This window comes from Roseomonas elaeocarpi (assembly GCF_042433915.1).
Lineage (GTDB): Bacteria > Pseudomonadota > Alphaproteobacteria > Acetobacterales > Acetobacteraceae > Roseomonas > Roseomonas elaeocarpi.
This window is the reverse complement of record NZ_JBHLUN010000013.1, coordinates 94,327-110,223: the sequence shown is the minus strand read 5'-3', so window position 1 is coordinate 110,223 and position 15,897 is coordinate 94,327. Positions and strand designations below refer to the sequence as shown.

Annotated in this window: 9 protein-coding genes; 3 read left to right on the top strand and 6 right to left on the bottom strand. The window is 74.2% G+C overall.

Features of this window, described 5'->3' with window-relative positions:
* Nucleotides 1-203 precede the first annotated feature (203 nt).
* From ACFFGY_RS18040 to ACFFGY_RS18025, 4 genes are all read right to left on the bottom strand, one after another.
* Nucleotides 204-1,667, bottom strand: a complete 1,464-nt coding sequence (locus ACFFGY_RS18040) for an amidase (RefSeq protein WP_377045913.1) — start codon at nucleotides 1,665-1,667, stop codon at nucleotides 204-206.
* Nucleotides 1,667-1,873 carry a hypothetical protein gene (locus tag ACFFGY_RS18035; RefSeq protein WP_377045912.1) on the bottom strand — a complete coding sequence of 69 codons (207 nt, stop codon included), beginning with the start codon at nucleotides 1,871-1,873 and terminating at the stop codon, nucleotides 1,667-1,669. The genes ACFFGY_RS18040 and ACFFGY_RS18035 overlap by 1 nt, the downstream gene beginning before the upstream one ends.
* A 586-nt stretch (nucleotides 1,874-2,459) precedes the next feature.
* Complete coding sequence (locus tag ACFFGY_RS18030) at nucleotides 2,460-3,722, bottom strand: MFS transporter (RefSeq protein ID WP_377045911.1); 1,263 nt, start codon at nucleotides 3,720-3,722, stop codon at nucleotides 2,460-2,462.
* Nucleotides 3,723-3,882: 160 nt separating this feature from the next.
* Entirely contained in the window at nucleotides 3,883-8,865 is a 4,983-nt protein-coding gene (locus ACFFGY_RS18025; protein ID WP_377045910.1) for an NAD-glutamate dehydrogenase domain-containing protein, read from the bottom strand.
* 281 nt (nucleotides 8,866-9,146) lie between these two features.
* On the opposite strand from ACFFGY_RS18025, the gene ACFFGY_RS18020 reads away from it, so the two are divergent.
* The 3 genes from ACFFGY_RS18020 to ACFFGY_RS18010 all read left to right on the top strand — a co-directional run bounded on the left by ACFFGY_RS18020 (nucleotide 9,147) and on the right by ACFFGY_RS18010 (nucleotide 12,819).
* Entirely contained in the window at nucleotides 9,147-10,394 is a 1,248-nt protein-coding gene (locus ACFFGY_RS18020) for a cupin domain-containing protein (protein ID WP_377045909.1), read from the top strand.
* Between the two features lie 227 nt (nucleotides 10,395-10,621).
* The gene (locus ACFFGY_RS18015) at nucleotides 10,622-11,593 is read left to right on the top strand and encodes an OmpA family protein (protein WP_377045908.1); all 972 of its coding nucleotides are present in this window, start codon (nucleotides 10,622-10,624) and stop codon (nucleotides 11,591-11,593) included.
* A gap of 152 nt (nucleotides 11,594-11,745) precedes the next feature.
* Nucleotides 11,746-12,819 carry a tetratricopeptide repeat protein gene (locus ACFFGY_RS18010; protein ID WP_377045907.1) on the top strand — a complete coding sequence of 358 codons (1,074 nt, stop codon included), beginning with the start codon at nucleotides 11,746-11,748 and terminating at the stop codon, nucleotides 12,817-12,819.
* Here ACFFGY_RS18010 and ACFFGY_RS18005 read toward each other — a convergent pair.
* The gene (locus tag ACFFGY_RS18005) at nucleotides 12,764-14,437 is read right to left on the bottom strand and encodes a UdgX family uracil-DNA binding protein (RefSeq protein WP_377045906.1); all 1,674 of its coding nucleotides are present in this window, start codon (nucleotides 14,435-14,437) and stop codon (nucleotides 12,764-12,766) included. The genes ACFFGY_RS18010 and ACFFGY_RS18005 overlap by 56 nt on opposite strands.
* A 112-nt stretch (nucleotides 14,438-14,549) precedes the next feature.
* Nucleotides 14,550-15,878 (bottom strand): putative DNA modification/repair radical SAM protein, encoded by a 1,329-nt coding sequence (locus ACFFGY_RS18000; RefSeq protein ID WP_377045905.1) that lies wholly within the window; start codon nucleotides 15,876-15,878, stop codon nucleotides 14,550-14,552.
* Nucleotides 15,879-15,897: the final 19 nt, after the last annotated feature.

Sequence of the window (15,897 nt, the reverse complement as noted above, 5' to 3'; positions counted from 1 at the left end):
GCCGAGGTTGTGCGCTCCGGGTTGATGACCCGGAGCGAGGGACGTGTCAGGAAAAGCTGAAAGCCAGATCAGGTTTTTCCAGTGCACCTGGCTGCCGCCGTTTCGCGACCGGCTTTCACCACCCGGCGGCAGCGTCACGAAAAAAGATGAGTGGGGGTCCGGGGGAGAGAATTCTTTCTCTCCCCTGGCCACACCGCCCCACCTCAGCCCAGCGGCGGCATCCGCGCGTGCCAGTCGGTGTCGCGCTGATAGGCATCGCCCGCCTGCATCACCCGTGCTTCCGCGAAGGGACGGCCGGAGATCTGCAGGCCGACCGGCGCGTTGTTGCCATCGAAGCCGCAGGGAACGCTGATTGACGGCAGGCCCAGGTAGTTCAGCGGCCGCGTGTTCCACGACACCAGGCCGAAGCGGCGGATGTTGTCGACGTCGCCGCCATCGATATTGGTTTCCGCGCGCGTCGGCAGCGCGCCCGGGATGGTGGGGCTGGCCAGCAGGTCCACGGCGGCGAAGACCTCGCCCGCGAAGGCGCGCAGCACCGGGCCGCGGCGGCGCAGCGCCTCGACGTAGTAGGTGGCGGGGATCGCGTAGCCCGGGAACATGCGGCCGCTCAGGTGCACGGCGTAGTCGCCCGGGTGGTCGCGCATCCACTGCGCGTGGATGGCCGAGCCCTCGCAGCGGCTGACCACGGCGGAATAGGCCGCGACCTCGTCCATCACCGGCAGCGTGATGCGCGTCACCGTGGCGCCGCGCGCGCGCAGCACCTCGAGCGAGGCTTCGAAGGCTGCCATCACGGCCGCGTCCACGCCCTCGAGGAACCAGGTTTCCGGCACGCCGATGCGGGTGCCGCGCAGGTCGCCGTTCAGCGCCGCCTCGTAGTCGGGCACGGGCTCTCGCGCGCTGGTGGGGTCCTTCGGGTCGTGGCCGGCGAGAACGGTCATCACGCGGGCGCAGTCGCGCACGGTGCGCGTCAACGGGCCGACATTGTCGCAGGAGAACGACAGCGGCATCACGCCGTGGCGGCTGACGCGCGTCTGCGTCGGCTTGAGGCCCACCACGCCGCAGGCCGAGGCCGGCAGGCGGATCGAGCCGCCGGTGTCGGAGCCCAGCGCCATGAAGCTGAAGCGCGCCGCCACCGCGGCGCCCGAGCCGGAGGAGGAGCCGCCGGTGATGCGCGCCGTGTCCCAGGGGTTGCGGCAGTCGCCAAAGTGGCGGTTGTGGCCGGTCGGGTTCTGGGCGAACTCCGCCATGTTCAGCGCGCCGAGCGTCAGCGCCCCGGCGGCGTCGAGGCGTTCCAGCACCGTGGCGGTGTAGGTGGGGCGGAAGTCGCCGCGGATGGCGGAGCCGCAGGTGGAGAGCTTGCCCGCCCGGTAATACATGTCCTTGTGGGCCATGGGGACGCCGTGGAGCGGCCCGAGCGGCGCGCCCGCGGCCTGTGCCCGGTCGGCCGCCGCAGCGGCCTCCAGCGCCTGCTCGGGCTCGATCCAGGTGGTGGCGTTGACCACCGGCTCGAAGCGGCGGATGCGGCTGAGGCAGGCTTCGGTCAGCGCGACGGCGGTGGTGTCGCCCCGCGCCACGGCCTCGGCGGCCTCCACCAGGGTCAGGTTGGCGAGCGCGTCGGCGGCGGCGTCGCCGGGCAGGTCGCGCGCGGCGGGGGGCAGCATGTCCATCAGCCGTTCTCCCGGCAGGCGTGAAGGGCGGCTTCGAAGTCCGAGGGCTCGTCCTCGAAGCGGGCGCGGCCGCGGACCGCCTCGAAATCCACGATGATCTTGCGCAGGTCGGCCGCCATGTGGCGCGCGGTGTCATTGGGTGGCGCGATGCCGGACCAGACCTCTGCGGTCTCCGTGACCACGTGGAGGAAAGCGTCGTCGTCCATGGCGTCCGGCTCCTGTGTAGCCCTGCGGGGCGGCGCAGCGGGACGCGGCGCCCTTCCCGCCCGGGCGGAAGGCTTCCGCCATCCCTGCGTCCTGGGGAGACTGAAACCTCCGGGACGGGGGACAAAAGCCTTTTTCGTAAGCAGATCGCAGTTTCCGCTCCCGCGACACGATCATTCTGATTGCCTGAACGGCATCTGCCTTCCTGTCGCGCAGTTCTTCAGGCTGGGCTTGCGAGGCGAGAGAGGCTGCGGCCGGACCTGCTTTCCGACGCTGGCGGCGGGTGAAACCATCGCCCGACTTTGCTCCCCCGCCGCGCAGGACGGGCGGGGTCGTTACGCTCACTATCGCCGCTCAGTGGAACAGGCGACGCCGTGGCCCTGCCCGGCCCCGCCATGTGGAGCGGGGGGCCGCCATGCTGCCTGCCTCCGCGACGTGCAACGGACAAAGGTCGCCGTGCTGCCCGGCTCCGCGACGTGCGGCGGGCGCGCTCATCGCCCTGCCCCAGGCTGGCCAGCCCCTCCGTGCGCGGCGGAAGGGCTGGGCACCCCTGGATGGCCCCGTCGGGGCGCGGCTCCGGCCCGTGGCTCACGCCCGGTCGGGCACCCGCACCGTGAACAGGGTCAGGAGGCCCAGCAGGAGGAACACCAGCACCGTGGCCATGCCGAGCCGCTGCGAGCCCGTGGCCGCCGTCACCGCCGCCAGCGCGGCGGGCCCCAGGAAGCCGGTGATGCGGCCCGACAGGGCGAAGAGGCCGAAATGCGCCGACACTTCCTCGGGCGGGGCGAGGCGGGCCATCAGCGTGCGTGAGGCCGCCTGGGCCGGCCCGAAGAACACGCCGAGCAGCACCGCCAGCACCCAGAACACCGTCTTGGAGGCGACCAGGATCAGCCCGCCGCCGATGGCGATCAGTGCCGCCAGCGACAGCAGCACCACGGTGCGCGAGCCGATGCGGTCGTCGATGAGGCCGAAGCCCGCCGCCCCCAGCCCGGCCGACACGTTGAGCGCGATGCCGAACAGCAGGATCTCGCTCATCCCCATGCCGTGGGCGCCGGCGGCGAAGATGGCGCCGAAGGCGAACAGCGTGTTCAAACCGTCGGTGTAGAGCAGGTTGGCGAGCAGGAAGCGCCCCAGCGCCGGCTGACGCGGCAGGCGGCGGATGACGCCCACGAGTTCCCGCAACCCGTCGCGCGCCGCGGCGAACCAGCCCACCCGTGGGGCACCGTGCGGCGCCGGCGCCTCGGGCAGCGCCACCAGCACGGGCCAGCCGAACAGCGCCAGCCAGAGCGCGGTGACCACGGGGGCGGCGCGCACGTGCTCGGCCAGGGCGCGGTCCAGGCCGAAGGGCGAAGGATCGGGCTGGATCAGCGCGAGCAGCACCACCGCCAAGCAGGCGAGGCCGCCGGCATAGCCCAGACCCCAGGCGAGGCCGGAGATCCGGCCCATGGTTTCGGGCGTCGAGACCGAGGGCAGCATGGCGTTGTAGAAGACGGTGCCGACCTCGAAGCACACGGTGGCGATGCCCACGCACACCAGCAGCCAGAGGCTCCAGGACGGGTCGGGCCGGGCGAACCAGACCAGCGCCGTGGCGGTGGCGGTCGCCAGCGTGGCGAGCCCCAGCATCAGCCGGCGCCGCCCGCCGGCATCGGCCACCGCGCCCAGCACGGGCGACAGGAAGGCGATGGCGACGGCGGCCAGCGTCTGCATCCAACCCCACATCGCCTGCCCCTCGACCGGGTCGGGCGCCACGGCCTGGGTGAAGTAGGCCGCCACCACGAAGGTCGAGACCACGGTCGGAAAGGCGCTGTTGGCCCAGTCGTACAGGGCCCAGGCAAAGGCGCGGCGGTTCAAGCGGCCCGGCCCCGCGCGGGAATGGGGGCGGTGGCCGTGCCGGTCAGGTCCGGTGGGGGCATTCGGCTGTCCTTACGGGGGTGGCGAGGCGGCGGGAGCCGCCCCGGCATGGTCAGGGGGGCGGCGTCGCCCCCGGCATGGGTGCCGCGGCGCGCGGGCCTCAGGCGGCGGCGGCCCGGCCCGGGGCCGCAGATGGCGGCGCCACGCGGCGCAGCGCGTGCAGCGCCACCGTCACGGCGCCGAGGTCCGGCACGGCGGCGGCCTCCTGCGCCGTGCGCAGCGCTTCGCCGGCCGTGGCAGCCGGGTCCTCGCCGCGCAGGATCGCGGCGGCGAAGCGGCGCTGCAGGGCGTCGACCTCCTCGATGAGGCTCAGCCGCGCTCGGGGGCCGAAGGGCCCGGCGGCGGGGGCCGCCAGCGCCGCGCCCCGCAGCGCGTCGAGCGCCATGCCGCGCCCGGCCTCGCCCCAGGCGCGGGCGGCGGCGGCGGGGCCGGTTCCGGCCTCGGCGGCCAGGCGCAGCACGCCCAGCGCCGGCAGCAGCGCCGGGGCCGCGGCGGCGAGGCGCCCCGCGTCCTCGGGCAGATCCAGGTCGGGCGTGCCGGCGGGCGCTTCCGCCACCAGCGCCGCGACGCCGGGGCGCAGCGCTTCCAGCGTGTCGCCGAGCCCGGGAGCCTCGCCGGGGATGTCCTGGTGCAGCAGCCCCTGCGCCGAGGCTTCCTGGAGGCGGCGCAGCGCCAGCAGCGCGTCGCGCCGCACGGGCCAGGGCGCCTGGGCCGCGTCGATCGCGTCGGCCGCCGCGTCGATGCCGAACAGCGCCGCCGCGAGCCAGGCTTCGCGCACCACCGCCTCGGGCGGCGCTTCGGCCGCGAGGCGCGCCAGGGCGGCGGGGCCGAGGCGGTTGGCCACCGCGTTGGCCAGCACGGTCGCGATCAGCTCCCGCCGCAGCCGGTGGCGCCGCGCCTCGGCCCCGAAGCGATCGCGCAGCGGCGTGGGGAAGTAGTCCACCAGCAGCGGCACCAGCGCCGGGTCGTCGGGCAGCGCGCTGCCCTCGATCGCGTCGGCGAGCCAGAGCTTGGCCACCGGCAGCAGCGCCGCGATCTCGGGCCGCGTCAGCGCCTCGCCCGAGGCGATGCGCGCGGTCATGCTGGCGGCGTCGGGCAGGCCCGCCACGGCGCGGTCGAGCAGCCCCGCCGCTTCGAGGCGCGTCATCAGCGCGGCGTGGTCGGGCAGCGCGTCCGGGCCCGCCGCTTCCTCCAGGCTGACGGCCAGCGACTGCTCGGTGTTGTCGCGCAGCACCTGTTCCGCCAGCTCGTCGGTCATGGCGGCCAGCAGGGTGTCGCGGGCCGGCATGGTGATGGCGCCCGAGGCGGTGGCGTCGGCCAGCAGCACCTTGATGTTCACCTCGTGGTCCGAGGTCGAGACGCCGGCGGAGTTGTCCAGCGCGTCGGTGTTGAGGTGCACGCCGGCCTTCGCCGCCTCGATGCGCCCAGCCTGGGTGATGGCGAGGTTGGCGCCCTCGCCCAGGACCTTGGCGCGCAGCTCCCGCCCGTCCACGCGGATCGCGTCGTTGGCGCGGTCGCCGGCCTCGGCCTGGGTTTCGGCGGAACCCTTCACGTAGGTGCCGATGCCGCCGAAATAGAGCAGGTCCACGTCGAGGCGCAGGATGGCGCGCAGCACCTCGGCCGGCTCGGCGCGCTCCCGCTCGATGCCCAGCAGGGTGCGCGCTTCGGGGGACAAGGGCAGGAACTTGGCGTTGCGCGGGAAGATGCCGCCGCCCTTGCTGAGAAGGCGCGCCTCGTAGTCCGCCCAGGAGGAACGCGGCAGGCGGAACAGCCGCTCGCGCTCCCGGAAGGACGCCTCCGGGTCGGGGTCGGGATCGAGGAAGATGTGGCGGTGGTCGAAGGCCGCCACGAGGCGCGTTTGCCGGGACACGAGCAAGCCGTTGCCGAAGACGTCGCCGCTCATGTCGCCGACGCCGGCCACGGTGAAGGGCTCACGCTGGATATCGTGGCCGAGTTCCGCGAAGTGGCGGGCGATCATCACCCAGGCGCCCCGGGCGGTGATGCCCATGGCCTTGTGGTCGTAGCCTTGGCTGCCGCCGGAGGCGAAGGCGTCGCCCAGCCAGAAGCCGTATTCCGCCGACAGCGCGTTGGCGGTGTCGGAAAAGGTGGCGGTGCCCTTGTCGGCCGCGGCCACGATATAGGGATCGTCGCCGTCGCGCCGCACGACGTTCTCGGGCGGCACCACGGTCTCGCCCTGGAGGTTGTCGGTGACGTCGAGCATGCCGCGCACCAGTTGCCGGTAGGCCGCGATGCCGGCGGCGTTGAAGCGCTCGCGGTCCGAGGCCGGGGGAACCGCGCCCTTGAGCACGAAGCCGCCCTTGGCGCCGGTGGGCACGATCACGACGTTCTTCAGCCGCTGCGCCTTCATCAGGCCCAGGATCTCGGTGCGGAAGTCCTCGCGCCGGTCGCTCCAGCGGATGCCGCCGCGCGCCACGGGGCCGGCGCGCAGGTGGCAGCCTTCCATCTCCACGGCATGGACGAAGATTTCGCGCCAGGGCCGCGGCGCCGGCATCTCGCCCGCCGCGGCGCTGTCGATCTTGAGCACCAGCCGGTCGCGCCGCTGGAAGTAGTTGGTGCGCAGGATGGCGTCGAGCAGCGTGCGCAGGCGGCGCAGGATGCGGTCGGCATCCGGATCGTCCACCCGGTCGAGCAGCGCCTCCCAGCGCGACACCAGCGCCGCCTCGTCAGGCCCGGTCGCGGCAGGAGCCATCGGGGCGTCGCCGCGGCTCGCGGTGTTGCCGGCGCGGGCGGGGTCGAAGCGGAGGAGGAACAGGTCGGTCAGCAGGCGCGCGGCCTCGGGCTCGGCGGCCAGGGCGCCGGCCACGGCCTCCTGGCTGAAGGTGAAGCCCACCTGCTTGAGCCAGCGGAACATGGCGCGCAGCAGCCAGCATTCGCGCCAGTCGAGCCCTGCGCGCAGCACGAGGCGGTTGAAGCCGTCGGCCTCGATGCGTCCGCCCAGCAGCGCGTCCAGCGCGGCCAGCAGCGCCGGGAAGCGGTCCGCCTCCACCGCCGCGCCGGCTTCCAGCGTGAAGACGTGCAGCACCGCGGCGGGCTGCCCGGCCGGCGCCAGGCGATAGGGCGTTTCCTCCACCGCGCGCAGGTCGAGGGATTCAAACAGCGGCAGCGCGTCGGCCAGCGGCAGCGGCCCGCCCGGGCTGGCCAGGCGCAGCACCAGCTGCCGCGCGCCCCCGGCCGCGGCGCGCGTCACGCGGGCGGCGGGGCGGCCGGTTTCCAGCGCCACCTCGGCCAGGCGCAGGTCGGCCACGGCCTGGGTCGCGGGCGTGTCCTCGGCATAGCCCGCGGGAAAGGCCTCGGCCCAGCGGGTCAGGGTTTCGGCGGCCGCCGCCTCACCGCGTTCGCGCCGCAGGGCGTCGGCGAGGCGGTCGGCGAAGGAGCGCGCGGCCTGCGCCACCGCGGTTTCCAGCACCGCGTCGTCCACCGCCGGCACCGCGCCCGGCGTGGTGCGCAGCACGTAGTGGACGCGCGCCAGCGGCCCGTCGCCCATCGCCACGCCCACCGTGCTCAGCCGCGCGTCGAAGGCGGTGGCGATGAGGCGTCCGACGCGCTCGCGCAGCCGGGTGTCGAAGGTGTCGCGCGGCAGCCAGGCCAGCGCCGACACCGACCGGCCCGACGGGTCGCGCCGCAGCACCAGCGCCGGGTGCGGACGGATCTGCAGGTCCACCACGCGGCGCGCGGCGTCGAGGATTTCCGCCTCGGTGGCACTGAACAGCTCGTCGCGCGGCCAGGTGTCGAGGATGTTGCGCAGCGAGCGCTCGACATGGCTGTCGGGCGCAGCGCCGGCGGCGAGGAGGATGCGGTCCACCTTGCGGCCGAGCCAGGGGATCGAGCGCGGGTTGCGGTTGTAGGCGCTGGGCGCGAAGAGGCCGAGAAAGGCGTGCACCGCCACCGCGCGCCCTTCCGGAAACACCGGCGTCAGCACGAGATCGAGCTGCACCGGGCGATGCAGGCGCGAGCGCAGGCCGGCCTTGGTGACGGTCAGCGTGGGAAGCGTGGCCGCGACCGGGACCTGGCCCTGCGGGGTTTGGTCATCCGGTGTTTGGGTGCCGGAAGACTGGGAGTCCGGATAGGCCGCCGGGGCCAGCGCGTCGAAGGCTGGCACGGCCATGTCGCGCAGGAGGCCGAGGCCGTCGATCTCGCGCGCCTCCGCCGCGGCGTCGAGGCGCAGCAGGCGGTGGCCCAGCAGCAGGAAGTTCCCTTCCGCCATCCAGCCCAGGAAGCGGCGGGCTTCCTCGCCATCCGGGGCGCCCGCCACGTCGGTGCCGGCGGCCAGCAGGCGGTCGCGCATGGCCGGCGCGTCGGCGCGGGCGAGGCGCAGGTCCCGCAGGGCATCGCGCAGCGCGGCCTCCACCGCGGGCCAGTCCGGCGCCGCGGCGGCCTCGACGCCCGCGGTCGGCGCGTCCTCGCCCAGCAGGCGGGTGGGGGCCGGGGCGATCTCGATGCGCATCAGGCTTTCGGCGCGCCCCCGGCCGGTTCCGGCATCGCGGGCCGGGGCGTCGGTCTCGGGCGCGTCGGTCCCGGGCGCGTCGGCCCCGAAGCCCAGCAGCCGCCCGCCAGCATCGCGGCGCACCGGCAGCACCGGGTGCAGCAGGCGGCGCACCGTGCGCCCGCTCAGCGTCAGGGTGGCCACGGCGCTGTCCACCAGGAAGGGCATGTCGTCGTTGACGATCTCGGCCACCGCCGCGGCACGCCCGGGGCCGGGCGGCAGCAGGCGGACCTTGGCGCCGCGGCCCGGCGCCGCCTCGCCTTCGCGCAGCGCGGCGAAGCCCAGCAGCGAGGCCGCGGCCTCCGCCAGGGATTCCGGCGCTTCCGCCGCCAGTTCGGCCGTGGGCAGGGCCTCGAACAGGGCGCGCAACAGGTGGCGGGCCTCGGCGGGATGGGCGGGAACCAGCCGGTCGAGGCTCGTTTCGGCGTCGCGCAGGATGCCTTCGCGCAGGCCCGCGCCTTCCGGCACGGCGCGTGTGGCGGCGGTTCCGCCCTGGCCGGCGGCGGCGGCCGGCGGCGGCTGCGGGGGGCGGCCGTGCGGGTTGTGCTCGGGCGGCGAGGCGACCTGGTCCTGCGGCATGATGGGTTCGCTCCCTCGGACCTTGGTGGCCCGCTTCGGTGGCAGGTATCGGAGGGCCCCGGCCGGGGCGCAAGCCGCGCACCTCGTCCGGTCACCATCCGGGCCTCCATCATGGGCGCCATCCCGGGTGCGGTCGGGGTCCCCGGCCGATCCCTGACGCGCGCCCGGTCGCCCCTCCCCCCGATGCGCCCCCCCAGGCACGATCCCGGGCGCGATCCCGGGCGCAGAATCCCGCGCGGGGCCCGATGACGGCCGCCGGGGGCTCGGCTAGGCTCCGCGTCATGGCCGCCATGACGCTGTCCGACATCCTCGCGCCGATCACGCCCGAGCGCTTCTTCGCCGAGTTCTACGACCGGCAGCCGCTGCACATACGCGGGGATGAACGGAAGTTCGCCAGCGTGCTGGGATGGCGCGGCATCAACCGGCTGCTGGACATGACCCATATCTGGTCCAGCCACTCGCTGCGCCTGTACATGGACACCGGCCAGGTGCCGGCCGAGGCCTACTGCACCCGCGCCACCGGCCGCGACGGCACGCAGGTGATGCAGCCCGAGGCCGCGAAGCTGCGCGACTGGATCACGCGCGGCGCCAGCGTGGTGATGAACGACACCGACAGCCTGACGCCGGGCATCGGGGGCGTGTCGCAGGCCATCGAGGATGCCGGCCTCGGCAAGGTCCAGGCCAACATCTACGTTTCCTTCCAGAGCCATAAGGCCTTCCCGACCCACTTCGACACGCACGACGTCTGGGCCGTGCAGGTGGAGGGCGAGAAGACCTGGAACATCTGGTCGGAGCGGGCGGAATGGCCGATCCCGCACCCCGCCTTCCGCAACCTGGGCCAGGCGCATCACGACCGGGCGCGCGGCACGCTGCGCGAGAAGGTGCATCTGCGCGCGGGCGACCTGCTCTACCTGCCGCGCGGCTGGTACCACGACGCCCTGGCCGAGGCGCCGACCAGCGTGCACATCGCCTACGGCGTCAACGCCTCGCTGGGCGTGGACCTCGCGGGCATGCTGTTCGAGCGCGCGATCCAGGACCCGCTGTTCCGCCAGCCGCTGCCGCGGCAGGACGGCACCCCGGCGGCGCAGTTCGCGCTGAACTCGCGCGCTGCTGCCCTGGGCAACCGCCTGGCGGAATACTGCCGCGAGCCCAAGGTGCTGGAAGCCCTGGCCAAGCACGTGAGCAACTACCGCTTCGAGCGGCCGCCGATCGATATCCTGGCCGCCCGCGGCCTCGCCGCGCCCGAAGCCGCCGCCGCGGACCCGGACCAGGCCACGGCGGAAGACGGCGCGCCGGTGTTTCGCGTGGTCGCCGGCGGCGCGAAGCCGGTGCGGCGCGGGTCGGAATGGCTGCTCAAAACCGCGGCCGCCACGGTGCCGCTCTCGCCCGCCGAGGCCGAGGCCACCAGCTGGGTGCTCGCCCGGCGTGAGGTGACCGGGCCGGTGCTGCAGGCGGAGCATCCCGGGGTGGACGCGCCGCTGCTGCTGCAGCGCCTCGCCTCGGCAGGGCTGCTGACGGAGGCGGCCTGATGCCTTCGCCCTGTCCGCCCACCTGTCCGCCCATCCAGCGGGGTGGGGCGGGGCAGCCCGGTGCCCGAAGGGTTGATGGCTGAATGATGGTTGCCCGAGTGACGGATGCCCGAGTGATCGATGCCCGAGTAGTCGACGCAAGGGAGATTGGCGTTGCGGACGCCGATGCCCGGCGACCCAATCCGATTTGGCCCCACGCGACCTGGCATCGTGTGCGGAAAATCCTGTTGTCGGGCGTCGCGCTGCTGCTGATGGCAGGCGGTGCCAGCGCGCAGGCGCCGCGGCACGGCTTCAACTGCATCGGCGCGGAGGAGCTGGAGGACGACGTCTTCGCGGTGCCCTTCCGCCCCGGCAGCGCGCAGGTGACCGACGCGGCGCGCAGCGCCCTGGCGGCGGCCGCGCAGCTGATGAAGGCCGAGCCGGACCGCAACGCCTGCGTGCTGGGCCACACCGACCGCGAAGTTGGGCAGAGCACCAACGTGCGCCTCGCCGCGAGCCGCGCCAGGGCCGTGGCCGAAGCGCTGACGGGCACCGAGAAGATCGCTGCAGGCCGGTTGCGCTCGGAAGCCCGCGTGGCCGGCTTCAGCCGCAGCACCGGCAATCGGCAGCAGCGCAGCGTCACGATCGTGGTGCTGCCGGCGGCGGCCCCGGCACCTGTTCCGGCCACGCCGGCACCGGCTGCGCCCCCTCCGGCCGCGCCCCCGCCGGCCGCACCGGCAGCCCGGCCGCCGCAAGCGGCGCCCCAGGCCTCACCGCCTGCCTCCCCACCGGCTTCCTCGCCCGGCGCTCCGGCACAGGGTCCGGCGGCGGTCCCCCAGGAAGCTCCCCGCCAGGTTCCCGGAGGCGGATCTCCGGGCGGTTCGCCGGAGGCGCCCGGTGGCGGTGCCCCGGCGGCACCACGGGAGCCAGCCGCCCCGCGGCCGGCGGTGCCGGAGACGGCGCCCGGCGGCGCCGCACCGGACGGCGCGAGGCCCGGCGGCAATGCGCCCTCCGGCACCACGCCCAGTGGCGTGGCACCCGGCGCCGCCCCGGCAGGGGGCACCGCGCCGCCGAACGGTTCAACCCCTCAGGGCGAGCTGCCTGCCAGCCCGCCCTCGGACACTCCGCGCCCCGGCGGCGCGACCGGGTCGGAACCCACGCCGCGGGGTGATCCGCCCGCCGCAGGGGACCCGCCGGTGCCGGTGGACAAGGCACCCTGAACGACGCCGCGGGCGCGGCACCGGTGCCCTGCTGCGGGTCGTGTCCGGACGCGTGCCTGGAGCAAAACTTGTAACTTTGCTCCATTTTGGCAAATTGCTGCACTGAACCATGGACCATGGCCCGTTCCAGCGGGCCCTGGCGGAGCGCAGGCATGACCGAATTGCTGAACGAGACCCAGGACGAGACGACCCGCGCCGCGCTGGCCGAACGGCTGGGGCTCGAAGGCGATCCGGGTGACTTCGGTGCCTGGATGGCGCTGGGTCGTGCGCTGGCTGCCAAGGCGCGCTTCCGGGACGCGGCCGAGGCCGTGCAGGAAGCCATCTCGATCCGGCCCGAGGATGTCGGCGCGCTGAACATGCTGGCGGGCCACCTGCTGGCCTCGCAGCGGTCGGAAGAGGCGGTAGAGGTGTCCCGGCGCGCCCTGGCCATCCGGCTGACGGATTACGGTGCCCTGCGCCGCCTGTGCTCCGCGCTGCTTCAGTTGAAGCGTCACGAGGAAGCCGTGCCCGAGGCGGAGCGGATGGTGGCGGCGGCGCCGGAGGATGCGGAAGCCTACCTGCTGCAGGCAGTGGTGCTGCACCCCATCGACGCGGAGGGCGCGCGGGCGGCCCGGGCCACGGCGGCGGCCAAGGCACGGGCGCAGGTCGAGGCGGACGGCAGCAAGCTTCCCCCGCGCATCGGCCTGGCCAAGGCGCTGGCCTCGCTGGAAAGCTGGGAGGAGGCCGCCGAGGCGGCGCAGGCGGCCTCGGCCATGAAGCCCGAGGATGCCGGGCTGCACAACATGGTGGCCACCTTCCTGCTGCGCGTCGGCCGCCGCGAGGAAGCGCTGGCCGAGGCGCAGTCGGTGCTGGCGGCGCGCGAAAACAAGACGATGAACGTTTATCCCGGCGACGAGACGACCGCGCTTCGCCGCTCCGTGGAAGCGCTGCTGCAGCTCAAGCGCCCGGCCGAGGCGCTGCCGCTGGCGCGTCAGCTGCTGGAACGGCAGCCTGGCGATGCGGGGGTGAAGCGCCTGCATGACGCGGCCGAGGCCGCGCCGGAGGAGGCTGCCACCGTGGCCGCCGCGGCGACGCCCGCGCAGCCCGCCCCCGCCACGGAAGACCTTGCCCCGAAGGGCAAGGGGAAGAAGGCGGCCGCGCCCGAGGGCGAGAAGCTGGACCGCCGCAAGCTCAAGAAGCAGGAAGCGCGCGGGCAGTCGAAGCCGCCGAAGCGAGGTCCTCGATAAAGCGCTCGTATTCCCGGGCCTTGGTGGCGGCGTCGGGGATGCGCAGCAGGTAGGACGGGTGGACGGTCGGGAAGAAGGGCTTCCCGTCCGCGCCCCGCAGGATCGTGCCGCGAACCTTGGTCACCGGCATGGCGCGGCCGGTGACGGCGCGCAGCGCGGTGGCACCCAGCGTCACCACGAGGCGCGGGGCGACGATGGCGATCTCGCGCTGCAGGAAAGGCTGGTAGTAGCTGATGTCACCGGCATCGGGCGACTGGTGCAGGCGGCGCCGGCCGGTGGGCGTGAACTTGAAGTGCTTCACCGCATTGGTGACGTAGGCCTCGTCGCGGGACACGCCCGCTTCCTCCAGCGCGCGGTTGAACAGTCGGCCGGCGGGACCCACGAAGGGGCGGCCGGCCAGGTCCTCCTCGTCGCCCGGCTGCTCGCCGATGAACATGATCGGCGCGCCGGGCGGACCCTCGCCGAAGACCGGCTGGGTGCTGTTGCGCGCCCAGTCGGGCAGGTCGTTGCGGGTCTCCAGGCCGCGGCGGAGCTCCAGCAGGGCGGCCGTGGCGGCGGCGGTGTCGATCGGGGCGCCGGGAATGGGCGCGGGGTTGCTGTCTGGCATGGCAATGCTGTCAACGCGCGGCGCGGCCGGGAGGTGCAGCGCGCGCTGCCGGCGCTGTGCCGGGGCGGTGGCGCCGCGCTCCACCATGGCCGCCACCCGGGCCGGGGCTTCCGCGATCAGGCGCGGGATCAGCTGCGCTTCGGGCAGGTTGCGCCAGTAGCGCACCGGCATCTCGGCGCGCATGGCATCGGGCTTCAGGCGGGCGGGATTGAAGATGGCGGCGAAGTAGGCGCGCCACAGGTCTTCCGCCGCATCCTCGGCCGGGGCGTCGCCGCGGCGGGCGCCGGGGCCGAAGCTCACCGCGGTGCCGTCCCAGTGGGCCGAGGCACGGGGGGTGAGGATCGACCAGTGCATCTGCGCGAAGCGGCGGGTGAAGAAGCCAGCCTCGGCCTCCAGGATGTGGTGCTCCGGCTCGAACCAGCTCACGTAGCGGGACGGCGCGCCATCCGGCATCGGCACTTCGCGGAAGCGGACGAAGGCGTGCATCTTGTGGGCGTCGCGGCCGATGGCCTTGCGCATGGTGGTGGCGCGGTGGACGTCCGGGTCGGTGGCGACCTCCAGCAGGGCGCGTTCGCGTTGCAGGCGCCACAGGAGGCGGTGCAGCAGGGCGAAGCGGGCCGGGTCGCGGTGGCGGATCACCACCTCCGCCAGCGCCGGGAAGTCCTTGGGCACGCGAAGCTGCGCGCCCTCGGGCGCGGGCGGTGGCGGCGGGCCGCCGAACAGCGCCGGCGGGTCGGCGGGGCTGGACCACTGCACGGCCTCGGGCGGGACGCCCGCGATCACCAGTGCGCGGGCGGCCTCGCGCCAGCCGGCGTAGTCCGCCGGGTGACCGAGCGCGACGCTGTGGCCGCCCGCGTCGCTCCCCGGGGCCGTGGCGTCCGACAGGTGGGTGGGGTCGGAACCGGTGGAGGATGTCGCCACGCCGTCCGGAGGCGCGGGTGTGCAAAGGTCGGGGGCAGCGGCATCGCTTCCCGGCAGCGCGGGCGCGAACAGGTCGGCGGTGGCGCTCACGCGGCACCCCTCCCGGGCTGGCACCTGCTTCCCGGCCGCTCAGATGGCGTTGCCGTCGCCCTGCCCCTGCAGTCCCTGCCCACGCCGCTCACGCGCCATCCATCCGCGCCGCTCACGCGGCGGCCCCGAAGAGCGAGAGCTGCTGCGGCTTGCCGGTCACCGGCAGCTGCCGCGCCAGCCCTTCCCCCGCGGTGAGCATCGCGCGCAGGTCGGCGCGGTCCAGCAGCCCGGCGCGGGGATGGTGGTCGGCCGCGAGGACAAAGGGCGCCACCTTGCGCAGCGACACGCGCAGCCGGGCGAGGTCGTCCATGCGGATGTCGCGGTGGCGGCGGGCGGCCAGCAGCCGCTCCACCGTCTTGGCGCCCAGGCCCGGCACGCGCAGCAGGGCTTCGCGGTCGGCGCGGTTCACGTCCACCGGGAAGCGGTGGCGGTTGCGCAGCGCCCAGGCGAGCTTGGGGTCCACGTCGAGGTCGAGCATCCCCGGCGCCCCGCCGCCCTCGGCACTGTCTTCCGGCGCCACGATCTCCCCGGCCTCGAAGCCGTAGAAGCGCATCAGCCAGTCGGCCTGGTACAGCCGGTGCTCGCGGATCAGCGGCGGGGCGGCCGGTGGCAGGGCGGAGGGCGCGTCGGGGATCGGGGAATAGGCCGAGTAGTAGACGCGCCGCAGCCGGTAGGAGCCGTAGAGGTTGGCCGAGCTGTGGAGGATCTGCCGGTCATCGGTGTTGTCGGCGCCCACGATCATCTGCGTGCTCTGCCCTGCGGGGGCGAAGCGCGGCGGCGCGGCGCGGGTGCGGCCGGCCTCCTGGTCCTTCCTGGCTTCCTTGGCCTCGTCGATGCGCAGGCGCAGGTCGCCCATGGCGCGGCGGATGGCGCCGCTGTCCTTCTCGGGCGCCAGGGCGGCCAGGCTTTCCACCTTGGGCAACTCGACGTTGATGCTCAGCCGGTCGGCATAGGCGCCGGCCTTGGCCACCAGGGCCGGGTCGGCGTCGGGAATGGTCTTGAGGTGGATGTAGCCGCGGAAGCCGTGTTCCTCGCGCAGGAGGCGGGCGACGTTGAGGATCTGCTCCATGGTGTAGTCCGGCGAGCGGATGATGCCGGAGCTCAGGAACAGTCCCTCGATGTAGTTGCGGCGGTAGAAGTCCAGCGTCAGCTCCACCAGCTCGCGCACCGTGAAGCGGGCGCGCGCGACGTTGGAGGACGCGCGGTTGATGCAGTAGGCGCAGTCGTAGACGCAGGCGTTGGTCAGCAGCACCTTCAGCAAGGAGATGCAGCGGCCGTCGGGGGCGTAGGCGTGGCAGATGCCCATGCCCTCGGTGGAGCCCAGGCCGCCGTCGCGGCTGTCGCGCTTCTCGGTGCCGGAGGACGAGCACGAGGCATCGTACTTCGCCGCGTCGGCGAGGATTTCCAGCTTACGGCGGAGGTCCATGGCGCGGCTCTGCATGAGAGTTCATATTATGTTC

Bases quoted from the DNA above. Each gene is read 5' to 3' on its own strand.
- ACFFGY_RS18040 (WP_377045913.1), bottom strand. From the start codon at position 1,667: ATGGACATGCTGCCCCCCGCCGCGCGCGACCTGCCCGGCGACGCCGCC.
- ACFFGY_RS18035 (WP_377045912.1), bottom strand. From the start codon at position 1,873: ATGGACGACGACGCTTTCCTCCACGTGGTCACGGAGACCGCAGAGGTC.
- ACFFGY_RS18025 (WP_377045910.1), bottom strand. From the start codon at position 8,865: ATGCCGCAGGACCAGGTCGCCTCGCCGCCCGAGCACAACCCGCACGGC.
- ACFFGY_RS18020 (WP_377045909.1), top strand. From the start codon at position 9,147: ATGGCCGCCATGACGCTGTCCGACATCCTCGCGCCGATCACGCCCGAG.
- ACFFGY_RS18010 (WP_377045907.1), top strand. From the start codon at position 11,746: ATGACCGAATTGCTGAACGAGACCCAGGACGAGACGACCCGCGCCGCG.
- ACFFGY_RS18000 (WP_377045905.1), bottom strand. From the start codon at position 15,878: ATGCAGAGCCGCGCCATGGACCTCCGCCGTAAGCTGGAAATCCTCGCC.